The organism is Microbacterium sp. NPDC056057, from assembly GCF_042266945.1.
Classification (GTDB): domain Bacteria; phylum Actinomycetota; class Actinomycetes; order Actinomycetales; family Microbacteriaceae; genus Microbacterium; species Microbacterium trichothecenolyticum_C.
In genome coordinates this window covers 299792-323145 of sequence record NZ_JBHJWS010000004.1, presented here as the reverse complement: position 1 = coordinate 323145, position 23354 = coordinate 299792, and the positions used below count along the sequence as shown (strand labels likewise).

The 23354-nt window shown below is 71.3% G+C and carries 18 protein-coding genes; 13 read left to right on the top strand and 5 right to left on the bottom strand.

Annotated features, from left to right (window positions below; translation table 11 throughout):
* Nucleotides 1-3: 3 nt before the first annotated feature.
* Nucleotides 4-1854 carry a thioredoxin domain-containing protein gene (locus ACFC1K_RS17865; RefSeq protein ID WP_375872636.1) on the bottom strand — a complete coding sequence of 617 codons (1851 nt, stop codon included), beginning with the start codon at nucleotides 1852-1854 and terminating at the stop codon, nucleotides 4-6.
* Nucleotides 1855-1882: 28 nt separating this feature from the next.
* Nucleotides 1883-2719 (bottom strand): aldo/keto reductase, encoded by an 837-nt coding sequence (locus tag ACFC1K_RS17860; RefSeq protein WP_375872635.1) that lies wholly within the window; start codon nucleotides 2717-2719, stop codon nucleotides 1883-1885.
* Nucleotides 2720-2798: 79 nt separating this feature from the next.
* On the opposite strand from ACFC1K_RS17860, the gene hrpA reads away from it, so the two are divergent.
* Complete coding sequence (gene hrpA / locus ACFC1K_RS17855; protein WP_375872634.1) at nucleotides 2799-6743, top strand: ATP-dependent RNA helicase HrpA; 3945 nt, start codon at nucleotides 2799-2801, stop codon at nucleotides 6741-6743.
* 29 nt (nucleotides 6744-6772) lie between these two features.
* A complete protein-coding gene (locus tag ACFC1K_RS17850) occupies nucleotides 6773-7714 on the top strand; it encodes a zinc-binding alcohol dehydrogenase family protein (RefSeq protein ID WP_375872633.1) in 942 nt (313 codons plus the stop codon).
* A 9-nt stretch (nucleotides 7715-7723) separates the two neighbouring features.
* Here ACFC1K_RS17850 and ACFC1K_RS17845 read toward each other — a convergent pair whose 3' ends face one another.
* A complete protein-coding gene (locus ACFC1K_RS17845; protein ID WP_375872632.1) occupies nucleotides 7724-8575 on the bottom strand; it encodes a sulfurtransferase in 852 nt (283 codons plus the stop codon).
* 115 nt (nucleotides 8576-8690) lie between these two features.
* On the opposite strand from ACFC1K_RS17845, the gene ACFC1K_RS17840 reads away from it, so the two are divergent.
* The 4 genes from ACFC1K_RS17840 (at nucleotide 8691) to ACFC1K_RS17825 (ending at nucleotide 12898) form a co-directional block, all read left to right on the top strand.
* The gene (locus ACFC1K_RS17840; RefSeq protein ID WP_375872631.1) at nucleotides 8691-10061 is read left to right on the top strand and encodes an O-acetylhomoserine aminocarboxypropyltransferase/cysteine synthase family protein; all 1371 of its coding nucleotides are present in this window, start codon (nucleotides 8691-8693) and stop codon (nucleotides 10059-10061) included.
* Between the two features lie 61 nt (nucleotides 10062-10122).
* On the top strand, nucleotides 10123-10980 hold the full coding sequence (locus ACFC1K_RS17835) for a hypothetical protein (protein WP_375872630.1): 858 nt from the start codon (nucleotides 10123-10125) through the stop codon (nucleotides 10978-10980).
* A gap of 48 nt (nucleotides 10981-11028) precedes the next feature.
* Nucleotides 11029-12021, top strand: a complete 993-nt coding sequence (locus ACFC1K_RS17830) for a Gfo/Idh/MocA family protein (protein ID WP_375872629.1) — start codon at nucleotides 11029-11031, stop codon at nucleotides 12019-12021.
* Nucleotide 12022: 1 nt separating this feature from the next.
* The gene (locus tag ACFC1K_RS17825) at nucleotides 12023-12898 is read left to right on the top strand and encodes an NYN domain-containing protein (RefSeq protein ID WP_056368154.1); all 876 of its coding nucleotides are present in this window, start codon (nucleotides 12023-12025) and stop codon (nucleotides 12896-12898) included.
* 1 nt (nucleotide 12899) lies between these two features.
* Here ACFC1K_RS17825 and ACFC1K_RS17820 read toward each other — a convergent pair whose 3' ends face one another.
* Both ACFC1K_RS17820 and ACFC1K_RS17815 read right to left on the bottom strand, forming a co-directional pair.
* Complete coding sequence (locus ACFC1K_RS17820) at nucleotides 12900-13712, bottom strand: alpha/beta fold hydrolase (protein ID WP_375872628.1); 813 nt, start codon at nucleotides 13710-13712, stop codon at nucleotides 12900-12902.
* Nucleotide 13713: 1 nt separating this feature from the next.
* A complete protein-coding gene (locus tag ACFC1K_RS17815) occupies nucleotides 13714-15099 on the bottom strand; it encodes an FAD-binding oxidoreductase (RefSeq protein ID WP_375872627.1) in 1386 nt (461 codons plus the stop codon).
* Between the two features lie 99 nt (nucleotides 15100-15198).
* Here ACFC1K_RS17815 and ACFC1K_RS17810 point away from each other — a divergent pair, with 99 nt between their 5' ends.
* From ACFC1K_RS17810 to ACFC1K_RS17780, 7 genes are all read left to right on the top strand, one after another.
* Complete coding sequence (locus ACFC1K_RS17810; protein WP_310292115.1) at nucleotides 15199-16401, top strand: ROK family transcriptional regulator; 1203 nt, start codon at nucleotides 15199-15201, stop codon at nucleotides 16399-16401.
* 9 nt (nucleotides 16402-16410) lie between these two features.
* Nucleotides 16411-17508: a sugar ABC transporter substrate-binding protein gene (locus ACFC1K_RS17805; RefSeq protein ID WP_375872626.1), complete on the top strand. Its 1098-nt coding sequence runs from the start codon at nucleotides 16411-16413 to the stop codon at nucleotides 17506-17508.
* Nucleotides 17509-17559: 51 nt separating this feature from the next.
* Nucleotides 17560-18492, top strand: a complete 933-nt coding sequence (locus ACFC1K_RS17800; RefSeq protein WP_375872625.1) for an ATP-binding cassette domain-containing protein — start codon at nucleotides 17560-17562, stop codon at nucleotides 18490-18492.
* Nucleotides 18489-19736, top strand: a complete 1248-nt coding sequence (locus tag ACFC1K_RS17795) for a sugar ABC transporter permease (protein WP_375872624.1) — start codon at nucleotides 18489-18491, stop codon at nucleotides 19734-19736. Before ACFC1K_RS17800 ends, ACFC1K_RS17795 begins: the two co-directional genes overlap by 4 nt.
* A gap of 298 nt (nucleotides 19737-20034) precedes the next feature.
* Entirely contained in the window at nucleotides 20035-21114 is a 1080-nt protein-coding gene (locus ACFC1K_RS17790) for a sugar ABC transporter substrate-binding protein (protein ID WP_375872623.1), read from the top strand.
* A 93-nt stretch (nucleotides 21115-21207) separates the two neighbouring features.
* Complete coding sequence (locus ACFC1K_RS17785) at nucleotides 21208-22038, top strand: ATP-binding cassette domain-containing protein (RefSeq protein ID WP_375872622.1); 831 nt, start codon at nucleotides 21208-21210, stop codon at nucleotides 22036-22038.
* The gene (locus tag ACFC1K_RS17780) at nucleotides 22035-23303 is read left to right on the top strand and encodes a sugar ABC transporter permease (RefSeq protein WP_375872621.1); all 1269 of its coding nucleotides are present in this window, start codon (nucleotides 22035-22037) and stop codon (nucleotides 23301-23303) included. Before ACFC1K_RS17785 ends, ACFC1K_RS17780 begins: the two co-directional genes overlap by 4 nt.
* Nucleotides 23304-23354: the final 51 nt, after the last annotated feature.

The window sequence follows — 23354 nt, the reverse complement described above, 5'->3', positions numbered from 1 at the left end:
CGCTCAGGCCTGCAGGTCGGCGACCTCGGTGACCGGCAGCCGGCACGCGAAGTCCCGGCAGTCGTACGCGGTCGGGCGTCCGTCGCGCTGTCCCTTCTCGGCGAACAGCTCGAATCCCGCTTCAGCCCACGAGAGCGACTGTTGCGTCGACACGATGGGCACGACATCGGCACGGATGCTGCGCGCCGCCGTCGCGAGCGCGGCTCGGGCATCGTCCGTGACGACGACGAGCTGCCGGGGCGGCCCGGCGAGGCCGGCGGCGACGCGCAGGAGCGCGCCGTACGCGAGCGGCTGAGCGAGGGCTGCGGGCGCATGGACCGCGACGAGCCGCGCGGCGATCGACCGATAGCGGTCTCCTGCGCCCAGCACCCAGAGCGCCGCGGCGGCCGCCGCGACAGACGCGGCCCCGGACGGCTCGTCGGCGTCGGAGGCGGCATCCGGTGCGCCGATCCCCTGCCGGGACAGCACCGGGTCTCCCCCGCCGGGCACGGCGACACGGTGCTCCTCATCGACGCAGGCGTCGATGAGCTCCCGCGCCCGCACGGCGTAGGCGACCTCCCCTGTGGCGACGGCGAGGGCGATGAGCCCCGCCGCGAGCTGGCCGTGGTCGGCGAGGGTCGCGTGCGCGCGCGACGGCACCTCATCGAGGGAGGCGCGCAGCAGCCGGCCGTCCGAGGTGACGTTGACCTCGAGCACGGCGTCCGCCGCCCAGCGCGCCGACTCGATCCACGACGGCTCGTCCAGCCGTGCGCCGGCTCGCGCGAGGGCTGAGATGGCGAGGCCGTTCCAGCCGCTCACCACCTTGCCGTCGACGGCCGGGGGTTCGAGCACGCCGCGATCGGCGGCATCGCGTGCGTAGTAGCCGCCTTCGCTGCGGGCACCGTCGATCCACGACTCCGAGTCCTGCGCGGCGCCGAAGCCGCCGCCGGGCTGCTGCAGCACATCGCGCAGGAACCCGGCGATGCCGCGAGCGACGTCGTCGCGGGGCGGAACCGCGTCCATCGCGACCTCGAGCAGCTGGGCGTTGTCGGTCAGCATCCGCTCGTAGTGCGGCACCGTCCAGTCGGGCCGGGTCGCGTAACGGAAGAATCCGCCCTCCACCGCATCGCGCAGCGGCGAGGCGGCCATCGCGGTGAGGGCGCGATCGGCGACGGCGGATGCCTCGGGCGCGTGCTCGCGGACGATCCGTGTCTGCAGGAACCGGAGCGCCGTGGCGACGGGGAACTTCGGGGCGCCGGCGGCGGGCTCGCCGAACCCGCCGTGCCGCGGATCCTCTCGGCCGGCGAGCGCGCGTGCGGCGACGGTCAGGTCATCGGCGGAGGGCGGCGTCGCTTCCGAGGCGGGCGCGGATTCGCGGACCTCCGCGAGAGCACCGGCGACGGCGTCCGCCGTCTCGTCGATCTGGTCGCGTCGCTCGGTCCACGCCTCGTGCACCGCGGCGAGCACCTGCCGGAACGCCGGGATGCCGGCGCGCGGCTGCGGCGGGAAGTAGGTGCCGGCGTAGAACGGCCGGCCCTCGGGCGTCGCGAACACGGTCAGCGGCCAGCCGAGGCTCGGCGAGAACGCCGAGGCGGCGGCCATGTAGGCGGCGTCGACCTCGGGGTGCTCCTCGCGGTCGACCTTGATCGACACGAAGCCGGCGTCGAGCTCGGCGGCGGTCGTCTCGTCCTCGAACGACTCCCGTGCCATCACATGGCACCAGTGGCACGTCGAGTAGCCGATCGACACCATCACCGGCACGTCCCGGCGTCGTGCCTCGGCGAACGCCTCCTCGCCCCACGGGAACCACGCGACCGGATTGCCCGCGTGGGCTCTCAGGTACGGGCTCGTCGCTTCCGCGAGGCGAGGGTTCACGGCATCCGCTCCTCCCGCTCGCGAGCGGTCAGTTGACCTCGTCGGGGTGCGCGCTGACGCGCCCCGTGCCGTCGCCCGGCTCCATCGCGTCGATGGCGGCGACCTCGTGGGCGGTGAGCTCGAAGTCGAACACGTCGAGGTTCTCCTCGAGGCGCTCACGGCGGACCGACTTGGGGAAGACGATGAAGCCCTTCTGCAGGTGCCAGCGCAGCACCGCCTGGGCCGGCGTCTTGCCGTGCGCCTCGGCGGCGGCGGCGACCGGCGCTGCGCCGAACAGGTCGTACTTGCCCTGACCGAGGGGGCCCCACGACTCGATCTTCACTTCGTGGGCGGCGGCCCAGTCCGTGATGTCGCGCTGCTGGTGGGCGGGGTGCAGTTCGATCTGGTTGACGGCCGGGACCACTCCGGTGGCCGACACGATCTTCTCGAGGTGCGGCACCAGGTGGTTGGAGACGCCGATGCTGCGGGTGAAGCCGGCGTCGCGCAGCTCGATGAGCTTCTCCCACGCGTGCAGGTAGTTGTCCTGGGCGGGCGTCGGCCAGTGCACGAGGTACAGGTCGACCTGCTCGAGTCCGAGCTTGGCGAGGCTCTCCGCGACCGCGGCGTTGGGCTCGTCGCCGTCGTGGCGGTCGTTCCAGAGCTTCGTGGTGATGAACAGCTCGTCGCGCGCGATGCCGCTCGCGGCGATGGCCGCACCCACGCCCTCTTCGTTGCCGTAGATCGCGGCGGTGTCGATGTGGCGATAGCCGACCTCGAGCGCCTCGCTGACGGCCCGCTCGGTGTCCGCCGGCGGCACCTTGAAGACGCCGTAGCCGAGCTGAGGGATCGTGTTGCCGTCGTTGAGGGTCACGCTGGGGACTGTCATGGTTCCCAGCCTAGGCGCGCGGACATGGCGTCGGACGGGTCGATCCGGCGCCCGGCCCGAGGGGATACGATCGAAGGCTATGTCCGCGTCCGAACCCGTCATCTCGTATCCGCCGGAGCTCCCCGTCAGCGCCGCGCGCGACGAGATCGCGCACGCCGTCCGCGACCACCAGGTCGTGATCGTGGCGGGCGCGACCGGGTCGGGCAAGACCACGCAGCTGCCGAAGATCGCGCTCGAGCTCGGGCGGACGCGCATCGCGCACACACAGCCCCGCCGCATCGCGGCGCGCACGATCGCCGAGCGCATCGCCGAGGAGCTGCAGGTGCCCCTCGGCTCGACGGTCGGCTACAAGGTCCGCTTCACCGACAAGGTGTCGGAGGACACGCGCATCGCGCTGATGACCGACGGCATCCTCCTCAACGAGATCCACCGCGACCGGCTCCTGCGCCGCTACGACATGGTCATCGTCGACGAGGCTCACGAGCGCTCGCTCAACGTCGACTTCCTCCTCGGGTACCTTCGGCGCATCCTGCCCAAGCGCCCCGACCTCAAGGTCGTCATCACGAGCGCGACGATCGACCCCGAAAGCTTCGCGAAGCACTTCGCGAAGCCTGACGGCACACCGGCGCCGATCGTCGAGGTCTCCGGTCGCACGTACCCGGTCGAGATCCGGTACCGCCCCCCGGCGCGTCCGGCCAAGGGCGAAGAAGAGTCCGACGATGTCGACGGCATCACCTCGGCGCTCCGTGAGCTCGACCGCGAGGCGTCCGGCGATGTGCTCGTGTTCCTCCCCGGCGAGGCCGAGATCCGCGACGCCGCGGACGCCGTGCGCGGGATGTACGCGAAGGATGCTGCGCCCACCGAGGTGCTCCCCCTCTACGGACGCCTGTCCGCGGCCGAGCAGCACCGGGTGTTCGAGCGGTCGCAGGTGGCCGGCATCCGTCGCCGTGTCATCCTGGCGACGAACGTCGCCGAGACGAGCCTCACGGTGCCCGGCATCCGATACGTCGTCGACACCGGCACGGCGCGCATCTCGCGCTACAGCAACCGCAGCAAGGTGCAGCGTCTGCCGATCGAGGCGGTGTCGCAGGCGTCCGCGCAGCAGCGGTCGGGGCGCGCGGGCCGCACCAGCGACGGCATCGCGATCCGGCTGTATTCCGAGGAGGACTTCGGCACCCGGCCCGAGTTCACCGAGCCGGAGATCCTGCGCACGAGCCTCGCCTCGGTCATCCTGCAGATGCTGTCGCTCGGCTTCGGCGACATCTCGTCGTTCCCGTTCCTCACTCCCCCGGACTCGCGCGGTGTCAAGGCCGCACTCGATCTCCTCGTCGAACTCGGGGCGGTCAAGGCCGGCCGCGACCACCCGACGCTCACCGGCCTGGGCCGCGAGATCTCGCGCCTGCCGATCGACCCGCGCTTCGCGCGCATGCTCGTCGAGGCTCGTCGCACCGGGGTGCTGCGCGACATGCTCGCGATCGTCGCGGGCATGTCGATCCAGGACGTGCGCGAGCGCCCCGAAGACCGGCGCGACGAGGCCGACCGTCTGCACGCGCGGTTCACCGATCCGTCGAGCGACTTCCTGAGCCTGCTCAACCTGTGGAACCACCTGCAGGAGAAGCAGGCCGAGCTGGGCTCGAGCGCCTTCCGGCGCTTGTGCCGCACGGAGCACCTCAACTACGTGCGGGTGCGCGAGTGGGCCGACGTGCACCGTCAGCTCAGCGCACTCGTGAACGCCCCGCGCACGTCGACACGCTCAAGGACCGGTGGAGGAGACACCGCCGACCCCGACGAGCTCCACAAGGCGATCCTGTCGGGGCTGCTCTCGCACCTCGGCATCCTCGACGAGCGCACCACGTCGACCGCCACGCGAGGCCGCACCGGCTCCGACCGCGCCGAACAGCGGCGCGGCGCCGAGTACCTGGGTTCGCGGGGCACCCGGTTCGCGATCTTCCCGGGCTCCGGGCTCAAGAAGAAGCGGCCGACAGCGGTCATGGCCGCCGAGGTCGTCGAGACGAGTCGCCTGTTCGCGCGCACCGTCGCCGCGATCGACCCGGCCTGGGCAGAACCGCTCGCGGGCGACCTCGCCAAGCGCTCACTGAGCGAGCCGCACTGGTCGAAGGCGTCGGGCGCGGCATCCGCCTACGAGAAGGTCACGCTCTTCGGCCTGGAGATCGTGCCGAAGCGCCGGGTGCAGCTCGCGCGGTTCGACCGGCCGTTCGCGCGCGAGCTGTTCGTGCGCCACGCGCTCGTCGAGGGCGAGTGGGACTCGTCGCACCTCGACAAGAAGCTCACGGCGTTCGAGCGCCGCAACCTCGAGCTGCGCCGGCGCCTCGAGAAGATCGAGGAGCGCGAGCGCCGCCGCGACATCCTCGTGGGCGACGAGGCAGTCTTCCGCTTCTACGACGCCCGCCTTCCCCGCGACGTGTTCGACGCGCGCTCCTTCGAGGCCTGGTGGAAGGATGCCTCGGCCCGCACGCCACGCCTGCTCGACATGACGGAGGCCGACCTCGTCGACGAGGCGTCGCGCGGCGACGAGCGCGACTTCCCGGCGCGCTGGACCCAGGGCGACCAGGTGCTCTCGCTCGCCTACCGGTTCGAGCCCGGCGCCGCCGACGACGGCGTGACGGCCGTCGTTCCGCTGGCCCTCCTCGCGCAGCTGCGCCCCGGCGGGTTCGACTGGCAGGTGCCGGGGATGCGGGACGAGCTCATCACGGCGCTGCTGCGCTCGCTGCCCAAGTCCATCCGCCGTCACGTCGTCCCCGCCGCCGACTGGGCGGCGACCTTCGCCGCCGACCTCGCCGGGCAGGGTCCCGAGGCTCACGACGGTGTTCCCCCGATGCCGCTCCGCGACGCGCTCGCGGCGCGCATCCAACGCGTCGCGAGCCAGCCCGTGAGCGCCGCCGACTTCGAGATGGAGCGGGTGCCCGGGCATCTGCAGGTGTCGTTCCGGGCCGTCGACGAGCGCGGGCGAGCGGTGGGCTCCGACCGCGACCTGGTCGCGCTGCAGGCGCGGCTGGCCGACCGGGCCCGCACATCCGTGTCCCGCTCGCTCACCGCGACGGGCCCGGCGAACGGGCGCGGCGACCGCGCCGTGAAGGGCCCCGCGTCCCGCCTCGCGGTAACACCCGGCGGTGCCTCGCGGCCCGAGTCGACGTTCACCGAGCGCATCGCCCTCACCGACTGGACGTTCGGAGACCTGCCCGACGTCGTCGACACGAAGGTCGCCGGCGGCGTCGTGCGCGGCTATCCCGCGATCGTCGACGAAGGCACCTCGGTCGCGCTCCGGATCGAGACGACCCCCGAAGCCGCGGCCCGCGCGACCCGGGCCGGCGTCCGGCGCCTCGTGCTCCTGTCGGTCGCGTCGCCGTCGGCCTATGTGCTCGAGCACCTGACGTCCGCCGAGAAGCTCGCGCTCGCGGCATCCCCGTATCCGTCCGCGAAGGCGCTCATCGAGGACGGCCGCGTCGCGGTGGCGGACGCCGTCATCGCACGCACCGTTCCCGACGCCGTCGTACGCACCCGTGCCGGATTCGAGGCGGTGCGCGACGCGCTCTCGGGCGCGGTCGTCGACGAGCTGTTCCAGACGGTGTCGCTGACCGCCCGCATCCTCACGGCCGCGCGCGACGTGGAGCGCGCCATGCGCGACGCGAACTCGCTGACGCTGCTCGGCGCACTGAACGACATCAAGGGACAGCTGGCGGGCCTGGTGTTCCCGGGGTTCGTGTCGCGCACCGGCACTGCCCGGCTGGCGCAGCTCCCCCGCTACCTGCGCGGCGCGCTGGATCGCGTGCGGGCACTCGCCGACAACCCGGGCCGCGACCGCCAGCGCATGACCGAGTTCGAACGCGCCACGACCGTGTTCGCCGAGGCCGGCGGCGTGATCCCGCCAGTGGATGACGCCCCGCTGCCGCTCGTGCACGCCCGGTGGCTCCTCGAGGAGTACCGTGTGAGCCTGTTCGCGCAGTCCCTCGGCACGGCCGAGCCCGTGTCGCTGCAGCGGATACAGAAGGCCCTCAGGGAATAGCCGTCCCGACGACAGGAGTTGCCCCCGTCATGACCACTGCGATCGCGTACACCGAGTTCGGGGGCCCTGAGGTCCTGCATGAGATCCCCGTTCCCGAGCCGCTGCCGGCCGCCGGGCAGCTCGCGATCCGCGTGACGGCCGCCGGCGTCAACCCGATCGACGGCAAACTCCGCTCCGGTCGTCGGCCATCGGGCGAGATCACCGCGCCGCGCCGGGTCGGCGGCGACGGCGCGGGTGTGGTGACCGGCGTCGGCGAAGGGGTCGACGGGTTCCGCGTCGGCGATCCGGTGGTGTTCGCCGGGGCGTCGGGAGCGTATGCGACGGATGTCGCGGTGACCGCCGCCCACGTCTTCCCCCGACCCCCGCAGGTGAGTGCGGCCGAGGGCGCTGCGCTGGGCATCCCGATCGGCACGGCGTACCAGACGCTCCGCTCGCTCGCGGTCGGCAGCGCAGACACCGTGCTCGTGCACGGCGGCTCGGGCGCGGTCGGCCAGGCGCTCATCCAGTTCGCCGTGCTGTGGGGAGCGACCGTCGTCGCCACGTCGTCCGAAGGCCGATTCGACCGCGTCCGCGAGCTCGGCGCCCTCCCGGTGGCCTACGGCGAGGGGCTCGCCGACCGCGTGCGCGCAGCCGCTCCGCAGGGCGTGACCGTCGCGATCGACGCCGCCGGCACCGACGAGGCCCTCCAGACCTCCCTCGAGCTCGTCGCCGACCGGCAGCGGATCGCGACGCTCGTGAGAGGACGGGATGCCGCGGGCCTCGGCATCCGCGCCTTCTCGGGCGGCTCGCCCGGACCGCTCACCGCGCAGCAGCAGGTCTGGCGCACCGAGGCGGTGCCCGTCGCGCTCGCCCTCATGGCCGCTCGACGCTTCTCGGTCGAGCTCGGCCCGTCCTTCGCGCTCGCCGACGCCGCCGAGGCGCATCGCGCGATCGAATCCGGCGTCCCCGGCAAGATCACGCTCGTGCCGTGACCCGGCCGGTCACACGGTGCCGGTGACCTCCGCAGGCGCCGGGCCGGTCGCGACCGGGCGTCCCGGAGTGTTCGACCACTCACTCCACGAGCCCGGGTAGATCCGCAGCTCCAACCCGGCGAGCTCCGCGGCGAACACCGCCTGCGCGGCGGTGACGCCCGACCCGCAGTAGGCCGCCGCGGTCACGCCGTCGCCTGCGCCGACCGTGGTGAAGAGCGCACGAAGGGCCGCAGCATCCCGGAATCGCTCACCGTCCATGTAGGCGCCGGTCGGGAGGTTCACGGCACCCGGGATGTGGCCCGCGATCGGGTCGATCGGCTCCACCTCGCCGCGGTAGCGCTCGGCGGCGCGCACGTCGATGAGGACGCCCGAGGCGGCGAGCGCGGCGGCCTCGTCGATCGACAGCACCGGCTCGGCGATCGGCGCGAGCGAGACCGCACCCGGTTCGGGCGTGACGGGTCCGGACTCCAGCGGCAGGCCGGCCGCGGTCCAGGCGCCGAGACCTCCGTCGAGGAGGCGGACGTCCGCGATGCCGGAGCGCGTCAGCAGCCACCATGCGCGTGATGCGCCCAGGGCGCGATCGTCGTCGTACACCACCACCGTGTCGCCGTCGTCGATGCCCCAGCGGCGCGCGGCCGCCTGCAGCGCGTCACGGGGAGGAAGCGGATGCCTCCCCTCGTCGGGACGGCCGTGCTGCGAGAGCTCCGTCTCCATGTCGACGTACACGGCGCCCGGCACGTGACCTTCGAGGTGCTCGGCGCTGCCGTCGGGGCGGTCGAGCCGGTAGCGCACATCGAGCACGCGCACGGCGGAGGACCGGAGGAGATCGTCGAGTTCTGCGGGGGTGATCAGCTGCGCCACCCGACCATTCTCGCGTGCCCGCGCGCTACCGCCCCGCGAGCGGCCCAGGGCCGGGCGCGCAACAGTTCGACACACGAAACACCGCCCGGGGCACCGCGGCTCGACAATGGTCTGCATGCCTGAACAGACTCGTCCTGCCGCCCCTCGCTCGTTCGCGACGGCGCAGGTGCAGGCCGGGTTCGACTCCGGCATCGCGGAGAACACCGCCATCCCCTCGATCCACCAGTCCAACGGCTTCGAGTTCCGCTCGCTCGCCGAGGCACGCGACCTGTTCGCGCTGCGCAAGGACGGCAACATCTACAGCCGTGCGGCGAACCCCACCGTGCTCGTGTTCGAGCGTCGTGTCGCGGAGCTCGAAGGCGGCATCGCCGCGGCCGGTGTCGCATCGGGGCAGGCCGCCGTCGCCGTCGCACTCCTGGCGCTCGCCAAGCAGGGCGAGCACATCGTCGCCGCCCGTCAGCTCTACGGCGGCACCATCGACCTCCTCCAGGACACCTTCGCCGACTGGGGCATCGAGGTGACCTTCGTCGACCAGGACGACCTCGACGCGTGGCGCGGCGCCGTCCGGCCGACCACCCGCGCGCTGTTCGCCGAGTCGATCTCGAACCCCATCGCGCAGGTGCTGGACCTCGGCGCGGTCGCCGCCGTCGCCAAGGAGGCCGGCGTGCCCCTGGTGATCGACAACACCGTCGCGACGCCGTACCTGCAGCGCGCGAAGGACTTCGGCGCCGACATCGTGGTGCACTCCGCCACGAAGTTCCTCGGTGGCCACGGCACCTCCCTCGGGGGCGTCGTCGTCGACCTCGGCACCTTCGACTTCACGGCGGAGCCCGAGCGCTGGCCGCAGCTGACCCAGAACTACCCGCGCGTGCCGGACGGCAGCCTCGTGGAGCGCTTCGGCGAGACCGGGTCTCCGTACATCGCGCTGGTCAAGACCAAGTACGTGCACGACCTCGGTCCGTCACTGTCGGCCTTCAACGCCTTCCAGCTGCTGCAGGGTCTCGAGACCCTCGACCTGCGCATGGAGCGGCACACCGCGAGCGCCCTCACGGTCGCCCGCTTCCTCGCGACCCACCCCGCCGTGTCGCGCGTGCACCACCCGGGGCTGGAGTCGAGCCCGTGGCACGCGCAGGCCGCGGCGTACCTCCCCCACGGCGTGAGCTCGGTGTTCGCGTTCGACCTGCCCGCCACGGGCGATGCCGAGGCGGACTTCCGGCTCGTCGAGGAGTTCATCTCGCGCCTGCAGGTGATCCGCCTCGTGGCGAACATCGGCGATGCGCGCAGCCTGGTCGCGCACCCCTCGTCGATGACGCACAGCCACATGTCACCGACACAGCTCGCCGAGGCTCACATCGGCCCGACCACGGTGCGCCTGTCGATCGGCCTGGAGGACGCCCGCGACATCGTCGACGACCTCGCCCGCGCTCTCGACCAGATCCCGGTTGCCGAGAGCCGCGTCGAACTCGCGGAGAGCGTCGCCCGCTAGCCGCGATCGCTCGCGCGCCGAGCCCTTGACCCGGCCGGGCAGGGTCGGTACTTTCACGAACATGGCGCGGTCTCTGGGGAGCCTGGCCGTACTCTCGCTCGTCATCATGCTCGCTGCGTGCACACCCGCAGCAGGCGACACCGCTGCGCCCTCGTCATCGCCCGAGACGCCGACGGCATCGGCGACGCCCACCCCGACCGGCCCCCGCATCGACGGGGAGTGGATCGTTGATCTCGCGGACCCTGATCCGGGCTGCATCATGGCACTCGGCTATCGCCACCTGACGGTCGCCGGCGGCACGGGGAGTCTCGATACCGGCGTGACGCCGCTGACCGGGCCTGTCGAGCTGCAGGGCGACGCCGTCACGATGCACCTCGAGCGCACGACGCCGACCAAGGACGCGATCGACATCACCGCGACATTCGGTCAGGACGGGGTCGTCCGCGGAACGGGCGAAGCCGGCGGCATCCATCCGGGCGGGACGAACGGCTACGCCTGCACGATCCCTCTCTCGCTCGTGCCCGCCGGCGCCGCCGCCGACATGCCCGCCTTCGACACCATCGACGGAACGTGGTGCGACGCTGGCGACCAGGCCCGCTGCATGACGATCGCCGGCAGTACAGTCGCCTACTTGGACAACCCGCCCGACTCGACGCTCAACGATCCCACACCCGGCGGCTTCGGCGACCCCTGCTACCGAACCGGGATGACGCCGATGGACCCGAACGGCGGCGGCGGCGCCGCCCTGTACTACTGTCCGAAGGGCTATGCGATCCAGACCGGCAGCGGCGGGGTGGAAGGCGAGATCGTCGCCGAGCACGACAACGTCGCGTTCGACCGGCTCTACCTCACTCAGAACCCGCCCTACCTGGGGGTGTGGTTTCGCCAGGACGATCTCACCGCCGCGCTGCAGCAGTAGACGGCCTCCTCCGGGCACGAGGGGCATCGCGCCGCTAGCCTCTTGTTCATGACCTCGCCCTCCTCCCCCCGTTGGGGGATCCTCGGACCGGGCGGCATCGCCCGTGCGTTCACCAGCGACCTGCGCACCGCAGGACTCGACGTCGCCGCCGTGGGTTCGCGGCGCCGCGAGACCGCCGACGCGTTCGCCGCCGAGTTCGGCATCCCGCACGCCCACGGCTCGTACGAGGAGCTCGTCGCCGATCCCGACGTCGACATCGTCTACATCGCGACGCCGCATCCGATGCACGCGGCGAACGCCCTCCTCGCCCTCGAGGCGGGCAAGCACGTGCTGGTGGAGAAGCCGTTCACCCTCAACGCGGCGGAGGCCGCGGCGGTGCGCGACGCGGCAGCGGAGCGCGGACTCCTCGCAATGGAGGCGATGTGGACGCGGTATCTGCCGCACATGGTCCGCATCCGCGAACTCGTGGAGTCCGGCGCCCTCGGCGAGATCCGCGCCGTCACCGCCGACCACACCCAGCTGCTCCCCTCCGACCCGGCGCACCGTATCAACGCGCTGGAACTCGGCGGTGGTGCCCTCCTCGACCTCGGGATCTACCCGGTCTCGTTCGCGTGGGACATCCTCGGTGAGCCCCTCTCCATCGCCGCCGCCGCACGCATCGGCGATGCCGGATCCGACACGGAGGTCGCGACGATCATGACGCACGCGTCGGGTGCGCTGTCGACCTCGATCTCCGCATCCCGCGGCGCCGGACCCAACACCGCGACGATCATCGGCACCGAGGCACGCATCGACATCGACAGCGTCTGGTACTCGGCCACCTCGTTCCGCCTCGTCAGCCCCGACGGCACGGTGATCGAGGAGTTCCGCTCCGACATCGACGGCCGCGGCATGCAGTACCAGGCGCTCGCGGCCGAGCGGTACCTCGCTGACGGCCGCACCGACTCCGACGTGCTGCCGATCGACGAGACCGTCGCCATCATGGCGACGCTCGACGAGATCCGCGACCTCGTCGGCGTCCACTATCCCGGTGAGGAGTGACATGCCCGATCTGCTGAGCCCCCGCGTGGCGGTGTACCTGGACTTCGACAACATCGTGATGTCCTGGTACGACCGCGTGCACGGCAAGAACTCCTACTCGCGCGACCGTCAGAAGATCGCGACGGATGCCTCGGACCCCGAGATCGCCGAGCGCCTCGCCGCCGCGACGATCGACGTCGGCGCCATCATCGACTACGCGACGTCGTTCGGCACCCTGGTGCTCACCCGGGCGTACGCGGACTGGTCGGCACCCGTCAACGCGGAGTACCGCTCGCAGCTCGTGGCGCGCGCCGTCGACCTGGTGCAGCTCTTCCCCGCGGCCGCATACGCGAAGAACGGCGCCGACATCCGCCTCGCCGTGGACACCGTCGAGGACATGTTCCGACTCCCCGACCTCACGCACGTGGTCATCGTCGCCGGCGACTCCGACTACGTGCCGCTCGCCCAGCGCTGCCGGCGCCTCGGCCGCTTCGTCGTGGGGGTGGGCGTCGCGGGATCGACCGCGAAGTCCCTCGCCGCGGCGTGCGACCAGTTCGACTCGTACGACGCGCTCCCGGGTGTGGCGGCTCCGCCGACGGGGAAGAAGGATGCCGCGCCGCAGCGCGCGTCCGGCAGCCGACGCTCGAGGAAGGCCGCCGTCGACCCGACCGAGTCGCTCCTCGAACGCGCGCTGCGCCTGGAGAGCGACAAGGAGGGCGTGGAGTGGCAGCACGCCTCGGCGGTGAAGAGCCTCATCAAGCGGCTCGACCCGTCGTTCAGTGAGAAGGCCCTGGGCCACAAGAGCTTCTCGGAGTTCGTGAAGGCCCACCCAGGCGTCGCCGAAGTCGACGAGTCCGGCAACATCGTCCTGATCCGCCTCGCCGCCGACCGGCGCTGAGTCAGGCGGGGGCGACGCGCGCGAGGAACTCGAGCATCCCGGCGTTGAAAGCCTTCGGCTGCTCGATGTTGGCGGCGTGTCCGTCCTGGGCGATCACGGCCGACTCGCCTCGCGAGGCGAGCGCCGCCGATGCCGCGGCGTGGGAGCTCGGCCAGAACTCGCTCTCGGCGCCGGCGACGAACAGCGCCGGCACATCGGTCGCGGCGATGACCTTGCGCCAGTCCGCCTTGGCGTGGTCGTTCAGGAGCGCGAGCTCGCCGTGGGTGAACTCCCGTTCGGCGCCCTTCATGGCGCGCAGCAGTCGCACGAGTCGCCTCCCCCGCCGCAGCATCGGCGTGCCGTGCCCCGTGGCGGGGATGCCTTCGGCGAAGCAGGTGTCGACGTTGCCCTCGGTGTACCCGTAGAACCCGTGCGGCCAGTCCGAGGTGTTGAGCATCTTCGGCGTCTGGTCCACGCTCACCACGGCGGCGACCCGGTCGGCGCCCTCCTGCCCGAGGTACGACCAGATCGTGCTGGCACCCATCGACCCGCCGACGAGCACCGCGCCGCGGAGATCCAGCACCTCGAGGAGGTCGCGGACGTCCCGCCCTCTGCGGTCCATGTCGACACCCGATGACGGGCGTTCGGCGGCGCCGTGCCCGCGGAGGTCGACGGCGAGCACACGGTACCCGGCGCGCTCCAGTTCCGGCAGCTGGTAGGTCCAGCTCGAGGCGGCGGCTTTGAAGCCGGCGAGAAGCACCACGGGGCGGCCCGCAGGATCGCCGGACTCTTCGTACTCCAGCCGGACACCGTCGTCGGCGCGGATCGAGGGCATGTCATTCTCCGTTCGGGAAGGCCTTGCCGGGGTTGAGGATCGACGCCGGGTCGAGCGCGTCCTTGATCGCGCGGTGCAGGCGCAGCACCGCCGGGCTCAGCTCCATCGCCGCACCCGGCAGCTTCAGCAGCCCGACCCCGTGCTCGCCGGTCACCGTGCCGCCGAGGACGCGGCAGTCGTCGACGATGCGATCGAACGCGACCTTCGCCCGCGCTTTCGCCTCGTCGTCGCCCTCCGGCGCGATGATCAGCGGATGCAGGTTGCCGTCGCCCGCGTGGGCGATGTTCGCGATCACGACGCCGGCGTCCGACGCGGCGGCCTCGATGCGCGTCAGCATCTCGGGCACCGCAGCACGCGGTACGCAGATGTCCTCGGTCAGCACCGGACCGAGCCGTTCGAGCGCGGGGTAGGCGAGCCGACGGGCGGTGAACAGCCGGTCGACCTCGTCCGGGTCGGCGGCGCGCTCGACGCGGCTGCCGCCCGCGGTGCGGAACAGCTCTTCGATGGCCGCGGCGAGCTCCTCGCCGCGGGCGCCTGCTTCGTCGACCTTGGCCAGCAGGAGCGCCGACGCGTCCTCGGGCAGATCCCAGCCCTGCCACTCGGCGACGGCGTGCAGGCACGTGCGGTCGATGAGCTCGAGGGCCGAGGGCACGATGCCCGCCTGGGTGACGGCGGCGACCGCGCGACCGGCATCCGTCAGCGTCCGGAAGTAGCCCACCACCGCCCGCTCCTCGCGACCACCGAGCGGCCGGAGCTTGAGCGTGACGTCGACGATGATGCCGAGCGTGCCCTCCGAGCCGACGAAGAGGCCGGCCAGGTCGTAGCCGGTGACCCCCTTCGCCGTGGTGCGTCCGAGCTTCGCCACGCTCCCGTCGGCGAGCACGACGGTCATACCGAGCACGTAGTCGCGCGTCACGCCGTACTTGACGCAGCAGATGCCGCCGGCGTTCGTCGCGACGTTCCCGCCGATCGTCGAGATCGCCTGACTCGCGGGGTCCGGCGGATACCAGAGCCCCGATCCCGCGACGTGCCGGCGCAGGTCGTCGTTGAGCACGCCCGCCTCGACCACCGCATACCGCTCGGCGACGTTCACCTCGGTGATCCCGGTCATGCGCTCGAGCGAGAGGACGAGGCATCCGTCCGTCGCATTCGCGCCTCCCGAGAGCCCCGTGCCGGCCCCGCGAGGCACGATCGGCACGCCGTGCGCGGCGACGGTGCGGACCGTCGCGACGACGTCGTCGATGGACGATGCGAACACGACGGCGGCGGGCATCGCGTAGTCGGCCCACTCGGCGTCGTCGTGGCTCAGACGGTCGCGCGTCTCGTCGTCCGTGACGACGGCGTGCGGGGGCAGTGCGGCGCGGAGCGCCTCGACGACGGTGTGCATGGCGTACCGATGCTAGTGCGTGCCGCGAGAGCCGGGTCCGCGACCCTGCGTGAACCCACAGCCGACCTGGGAAATCGGCCGTGGGATACAGTGTCACCTGTGGCACGCCGTCAAGCCCCGCCGGGCTCGCAGACCTCGCTCCGCGAGGCCAATCGCGCGCGTGTCATCGAGTCGCTGAAGCGCCACGGCCGCCTCACCCAGATCGAGCTCGCCGGCAGCACGGGCCTCTCGCCCGCCACCGTCTCGAATATCGTCAAAGAGCTGACCGCGTCGGGCCTCCTGCACACGTCGTTCACGACGAGCAGCGGACGCCGCGCGACCCTCGTGTCGCTCGCCCGCCGTCTCGGCCTCGTCGCCGGCGTCCACTACAGCTCCCGCCACCTGCACATCGCGATCGCCGACACCGCGCGCACCATCGTGACGCAGTCGTCGCTCCCGCTCCCCCTCGACCACCGCCACGACTCCGAGCTCGACCGCCTCGCACTGCTGCTCGGCGACATGATGGAGTCCCTCGGCGGGTCCATCACCGACCTTCTCGGCGTCGGCCTGGCCCTTCCAGCGCCCATCGACCCCCGCACAGGGATGGTGTCGACACCAGGCCTGCTGCGCGGCTGGGAGAACGTCGCCGTCGCCGAGAGCCTGGCGATCCGCATCGGCCGCCCGGTGCACGTCGACAGCGAGGCGAATCTCGGCGGACTCGCCGAGGCCCGCGAGGGCAACGGGCGGTCTGCGGCATCGTCGGTGTTCATCCGCGTCGGCCACACGATCAGCGCCGGCCTCGTCGTGAACGGCGACCTCTTCCGCGGCGTCAACGGCAAGGCGGGCCAGATCGGCCACGTGACGCTCGACGAGAACGGCCCCATCTGCCGCTGCAGCAATCGCGGATGCCTCGAGACCTATGCCGGCGGCCCGGCACTGCTGTCGCTCTTCCCGCCGAGCGAAGGCATGCACCGCCTCGGCGACCTGCTGCACGCGGCCGAACTCGGTGACGGCGCCGCACGCCGCGTCATCGCCGACGCCGGCCGCCACATCGGCATCGCCGCGGCGAGCCTGTGCAACCTCTTCGACCCCGAGATCATCGTCGTCGGCGGCGAGCTGGGCCAGGCCGGCGAGATCCTCATGGCGCCGATGCGTCACTCGCTCGAGCGCACCGCCCTCCCGTCGGCCGACGGCCTCCCCGAGATCGTGGGCGCCTCGTTCGGGGAGTGGGCCGAGACGCGCGGCGCCATCGCGATCGCCCTCGACCACGTCACGGTCGACGCCCAGCTTCCGACTGCACCGTCGCTGCCCATCACCGCATAGGCTCGTCCGATGCCCCGTACGCGACTGGATCGGCCGCGACGGCGCCCGAGCGGGCGTCGCGCGCTGGCGACAGCATGCGGTCTCCTCCTCGTCGCAGCGTTGCTGTCGGCGTGCTCCGGCGCACCCGCGCCGGGCGGGACTCCCTCCGACGACACGATCGCGCTGCTGCTGCCCGATGCGAAGACCGCACGGTACGAGACGTTCGACCGGCCGATGTTCGAGGCCCGCGTCGCCGAGCTCGGCGACTACGACGTGCTCTACGCCAACGCCGACCAGGACGCCGCGAAGCAGCAGCAGCAGGCGGAGTCGGCGCTGACCGCCGGGGCCGGGGTGCTCGTGCTCGATCCGGTGGACGCGAACGCCGCCGTCAGCATCGTGAGCTCGGCGAACGCCAAGGGCGTGCCCGTCATCTCCTACGACCGGCTCATCGCCGGCGGCGACCTGGCGTACTACATCTCGTTCGACAACGAGAAGGTCGGGGTGCTCCAGGCCACCGCGTTCGTGCAGGGCGTGGACGCGGAGGACGAGGGCAGCGGCATCCTGATGGTCAACGGCTCGCCCACCGACAGCAACGCTGCGCTGTTCAAGCGCGGCGCCCACAGCATCATCGACGGCAGCGGACTGCGCGTGCTCGCCGAGTACGACACCCCCGGGTGGAACCCCGAGAAGGCGCAGGAGTGGGTGTCGGGCCAGATCGCCCAGCACGGCGGCGCCATCGCCGGGGTGTACGCGGCGAACGACGCGACGGCCGGCGGCGCCATTGCGGCGCTGCGGGTCGCCAACGTCGATCCCCTCCCGATCGTGACGGGCCAGGATGCCGAGCTGTCGGCGATCCAGCGCATCCTCACCGGCGACCAGTACATGACCGTCTACAAGGCGATCAAGCCGCAGGCCGAGCTCGCCGCCGAGGTCGCGGTCAAGCTGCTCCACGGCGAGGAGGTCACCGCGCCGCTCGAGATCCAGGGCACGCCGGCCACTCTGCTCGACCCGGTGGCCGTGACGATCGACGACATCATGGATACCGTTGTCGCCGACGGGTTCTGGACCGTCGAAGACATCTGCACCCCGGCGTACGCGGATGCGTGCGAAGCGGCGGGCATCGGGTAGGGTCCTGACTCTGACAGGGGTCGGCTGGGGATCGATGAGGACGAGGCGAGGATGTCGATGACGCACCCGCGGGCGGGACGCCCGCGCGAACGCGTGCTGACGATGCGTGGCATCGGCAAGCGCTTCGGCGCGGTCAAGGCGCTCACCGACGTCGACTTCTGGGTCAACGAGGGCGAGGTCGTCGCCCTCGTCGGCGACAACGGCGCCGGCAAGTCGACGCTCGTCAAGGTGCTCGCCGGCGTGCACCCGCCCGACAGCGGGTCGATCGAGTTCGACGGCGAGCCGGTGGGCATCGACACCCCGGCCGACGCCCAGGAGCTCGGGATCGAGACGATCTTCCAGGACCTCGCCCTGTGCGACAACCTCGACGTGGTCGCCAACCTGTGGCTGGGCAGGGAGCTGCGTGACGGTGCGACGCTCGACGAGGTCGACATGGAGCAGCGCACCTGGACCCTGCTGCGCGAACTGTCGGCGAAGATCCCGTCGGTGCGCGTGCCCGTCGCCTCGCTCTCGGGCGGGCAGCGCCAGACCGTCGCGATCGCGCGGTCGCTCATCGGCGAGCCCCGTGTCGTCATCCTCGACGAGCCGACCGCCGCGCTGGGCGTGGCGCAGACCGCCGAGGTGCTGAACCTCATCGAGCGGCTGCGCGAACGCGGCCACGGCGTCATCCTCATCAGTCACAACATGGCCGACGTCATGGCGGTCGCCGACCGCGTGGTCGTGCTGCGCCTGGGCCGCAACAACGGCGTCTACAACGTCGCCGACGTGACGAGCGAGACGCTCATCGCGGCCATCACCGGTGCGGTCGATCACTCGGCCGCCCGACGCGCACCGGAGCGGACGGATGCTGCGCCCCCTCCGACGCCGACGGGCCCGCCGATCGACGAGCCGCCGCTGGACGAGCACACCGCCGGCGGCACCGTGATCCGCATGCCCCGCGCCGGCTCCCGCACGCCTCGTCCCCGCGGGGACGGGTCCCGATGAGTCTGCACGGCGACGAGCGCCTCGCCGAGCCCATCGCGGAGGAGCGCCTCCTCAGCGGCAGCGGCATCCGCCACGCGCTCGAGGCGTTCGTCTCCCGCGTCCGAGGCGGCGACCTGGGGGCGCTGCCCGTCGTGCTCGGCATCGCGGTGATCTGGACGGTTTTCCAGCTGCTCAATCCCGTGTTCCTCTCCAGCGAGAACCTCGTCAACCTCACGATGCAGTGCGCGGCCATCGGCACGATCGCGCTCGGCGTGGTGCTCGTGCTCCTGGTGGGCGAGATCGACCTCTCCGTGGGCTCGGTGTCGGGCCTCGCCGCGGCCGTGCTGGCCGTGACCTTCGTGCAGCTGCAGTGGAACCTCGTGCTCTCGCTGATCGCGGCCGTCGCGATCGGCTGCCTCGTCGGGCTGCTCTACGGCTTCCTCTACACCAGGTTCGGGCTACCGAGCTTCGTCATCACGCTCGCCGGTCTGCTCGGCTTCCTCGGGCTGCAACTGTGGGTGCTCGGCGAGACCGGGTCGATCGCGATCCCGTTCGACTCGTGGCTCGTGCAGTTCGCGCAGCAGATGTTCCTGCCCGCCTGGGCCTCGTACGTGGTGGCCGTGCTCGCCGTGGCCGCCTTCGCCTGGTCGCTCGTACGACGATCGCGGCGGCGCGCGGCGGCCAACCTCGTGAGTCAGAGCTACGGAGAGATCGCCGTTCGCAGCGGCGTGCTGCTTGCGTTCCTGCTGGCCGCCTCCTGGTACCTGAACCTCTACCGCGGCATCGGCGTGATGTTCCTGTTCTTCCTCGGGCTGGTGGTGGCGATGAACTTCGCCCTGACGCGCACCCGCTGGGGCCGCGCGGTCTACGCGACCGGCGGGTCCGTCGAGGCGGCCCGGCGCGCCGGGATCCGGGTGGATCGCATCTACCTCTCCGTCTTCGCGATGTGCTCCACGCTCGCGGCGGTGGGCGGCATCCTCGCGGCCGCACGACTGGCGTCTGCGAACCAGAGCTCGGGAACCGGAGACGTGAACCTCAACGCGATCGCCGCCGCCGTCATCGGCGGGACGAGCCTGTTCGGCGGGCGCGGATCGGCCTTCTCGGCCCTGATCGGCATCGTGGTCATCCAGTCGATCTCATCGGGCCTGACGCTGCTCAACCTCGACTCGTCGGTGCAGTTCATGGTCACGGGCGTCGTGCTCGTGCTCGCCGTGATCGTCGACTCGCTGTCGCGCCGAACCCGCGCCGCGACGGGCCGAGCCTGAGCGCTTCCTCACGCTCGCTGTCTTCACTTGACGAACGCTCCCAGCGGGAGTACAGGTTCTGAAATGGCTTCGCTTACGCGAAAACAGTGGTTTTCACCCGCTTTTCATGCATTCTGCACGGTAAACGCTCTCTAACGGCCCCGCGCACCGGCGGGCGCGGCGCTCTATCCCGGGCGTTGCCAAAGCGTTATGTTCAAGACTTGACGATAAGAATCCATGTCGTCGATGATCGCATCAGCGCGATGAACGCCAGGGACGATCCTGGGGACTCGCCCGCTTCAATGACGAAAGGCAAGAGATGAAGAAGTCTTCGATCCTCGCCGTGGTCGCCCTCACGGGCGCCGCCGCGGTGATGCTGGCCGGCTGTTCCAGCAGCGGCAACGGCAACGGTGGCTCCACCGAGGGCGGCGGCGACGCCGCGAGCCGCGCATGCGTGATCCTGCCGGACGCGGCCTCGTCGCCGCGCTGGGAGAACTTCGACCGCAAGTACCTCCAGGAGGGCCTGGAAGCGGCCGGATTCGAGGCGGACATCCAGAACGCGCAGGGTGACGTCAACAAGTACTCGACGATCGCCGACCAGCAGCTCACGCAGGGCTGCGGCGTCATGCTCCTGGTCGACTACCAGGGCGCGGCCGAGGCCGTCGCGACGAAGGCCAAGGCCGAGGGCATCCCGGTCATCGCCTACGACCGTCCGTTCACCGGCGCTGACTACTACGTGTCGTTCGACAACAACGAGGTCGGCAAGCTCGAGGGCCAGACCGTCCTCGACGGCCTCAAGACCGCCGGCAAGGACCCGGCGACCGCGGTCGTCGTGTACATGGGCGGCGACCCGACCGACGGCAACGCCAAGATGTTCCACGACGGCGCCGTCGAGGTCATGGAGGCCGCCGGCATCACGGCGGCCGCCGAGCCTCCCGGGGTGTGGGACCAGGCCAAGTCGCAGACCAACTTCGAGCAGGCGCTGACCTCGCTCGGCGGCAAGGTCGACGGCGTGTGGGTCGCGAACGACACCAACGCGGCGGGCGTCATCAAGGTCCTGCAGGACAACAACCTGACCGGTGTTGCCGTGTCGGGTCAGGACGCGAACGTCGCGGGCCTGCAGAACATCCTGCTCGGCTGGCAGACCGCCACGGTCTACAAGCCGGTCAAGGACGAGGCCACGGCCGCTGTCGACACCGCCGTCTCCCTGCTCAAGGGTGAGGACGTCACCGCGCAGGCCAAGCTCGACGACGGCACGCCCTACATCCAGGTCACGCCGATCCTGGTCGGACCCGACAAGGTCAAGGACGTCGTCGCCGCCGGTGACGCCGACTACGACGATGTCTGCACGCCGGACGTGATGGCAGCCTGCGAGCAGTACGGAGTCACCGCCCAGTAATGGAGCGGTCTGCGGACTGAACCGCAAGGGGCGTCGCGCCGCACGGCGTGACGCCCCTTCGCGCCGGACCATGGCATTCCCAAGGAAGCGAGCATGTCAGACACAATCACCACCGCCCCGGCCACCACGGCCGGCGCCGAGCCGATCATCCAGCTGGTCGGCGTCAAGAAATCCTTCGGACCGGTCAGCGTCCTGAAGGGCGTCGACCTGAGGGTCCACCCCGGCAAGGTCACCGCCCTGGTGGGCGACAACGGCGCCGGCAAGTCCACGCTCATCAAGGGCCTCGCCGGCGTGCAGCCCTACGACGAGGGCGAAGTCCTGATCGACGGCCAGCACCGCGATCTGCACGCCCCGCGCGACGCCTCGGGCCTCGGCATCGAGGTCGTCTACCAGGACCTGGCACTGTGCGACAACCTCGACATCGTGCAGAACATGTTCCTCGGCCGCGAGGAGCTCTCCTTCGGCACCTTCGACGAGGGCCGCATGGAGAAGGAGGCCTCCGATACGCTGCGTTCCCTCTCGGTGCGCACCGTGAAGTCGGTCCGCCAGAAGGTGTCCAGCCTGTCGGGCGGCCAGCGCCAGACCGTGGCGATCGCCCGTGCCGTGCTCAAGAAGGCGCGCGTGGTCATCCTCGACGAGCCGACCGCCGCGCTCGGCGTCGCGCAGACCGAGCAGGTGCTGAACCTCGTCAAGCGCCTGTCCGAGCAGGGCGTCGCGGTGATCCTCATCAGCCACAACCTCGCCGACGTGTTCGAGGTCGCCGACGACATCGCCGTGCTGTACCTCGGCCAGATGGTCGCGCAGATCCCGACGTCCTCGACCACCCGCGACGACGTGGTCGGCTACATCACCGGCACCAAGACACCCGCCGGCGTCTCGATCCTCGACACGTCGACCGTTCGCACCGAAGGAGGCGCGGAATGAGCAGCAACGTCACCCGCACCGAGGCCGCTCCCGACCCACTCGCCAGCGACATGATCGGCAGCGGCGTCGAAGGCGGCGTCGGCGATCAGATCCGCGCGTGGTGGCAGCGCGTGCGCGGCGGCGACATGGGCGCCCTCCCCGCGATCGGCGGCCTCGTCGTCCTCGGAGCACTGTTCTCGATCCTCAGCCCGTTCTTCCTCACCGAACGCAACTTCGCCAACCTTCTCAACCAGGCCGCGACGCTCGTCGTGCTCGGCATGGCGCTCGTGTTCGTGCTGCTGCTCGGTGAGATCGACCTGTCGGCCGGTGTCACCGGCGGCGTCGGCATGGCGCTGTTCGTCGTGTTGAACGCGCAGTTCGGCATCCCGTGGCCGCTGGCGCTGCTGATCGGGTTCGGGTTCGGGTTCCTCACCGGCGCCTTGATAGGTTTCTTCGTCGCGAGAGTCGGCATCCCGTCGTTCGTCGTCACCTTGGGCCTCTTCCTGGGCTTCCAGGGGCTCGCGCTGGTCATCATCGGCCCGGGCGGCCTGTTCCGTCTCGAGGTGCCCGAGCTCATCGCGCTGCAGAACGGCAACCTGCCGGTGTGGGGCGGCTGGGCGATGCTGGTGATCATGCTCGCCATCTCGGCGGGGACGTCGTTCTGGGACCGAGCGCGACGCAAGCGCGCGGGCGTTCCCAACCGGGCCCTGTCGATGGTGTGGATCAAGCTCGCCGCCATCGCCGTCATCGGCGGCATCGTCGTGTATGTGCTGAACCAGAACCGCGGCCAGTCCGTGATCGAGGTCGCCGGCGTGCCGATCGTGGTGCCCGTGGTGCTGGTCATCCTCTGGATCGGTACCTTCCTGCTGGATCGCACCAAGTTCGGCCGCTACATCTACGCGATCGGCGGCAACGCGGAGGCGGCTCGCCGGTCCGGCGTGAAGGTGCGCTGGATCAAGTGGTGGGCGTTCGTGATCTGCTCCAGCCTGGCCGTGTTCTCGGCTCTGCTGAGCGTCGCCCGCGTCGGCTCGGTCGACGCGACCGTCGGGCGCGACATCGTCCTGTCGGGTGTCGCGGCAGCAGTCGTCGGCGGCGTCAGCCTGTTCGGCGGCAAGGGCCGTCTCATGCATGCGGCGATCGGTGCGCTGGTGATCGCGACGATCACCAACGGCCTCGGCCTGCTCAACCTGCCCGCCGGCGTCAACCTGCTGGTCACCGGCGGCGTGCTGATCCTCGCGGCCACCGTCGACGCCCTCTCGAGGGTGCGGTCGGGCGGCGCGCGGTAGCGTCGCGACGGCATGCGAAGAGCGCCGGGTGGATTCGTCCACCCGGCGCTC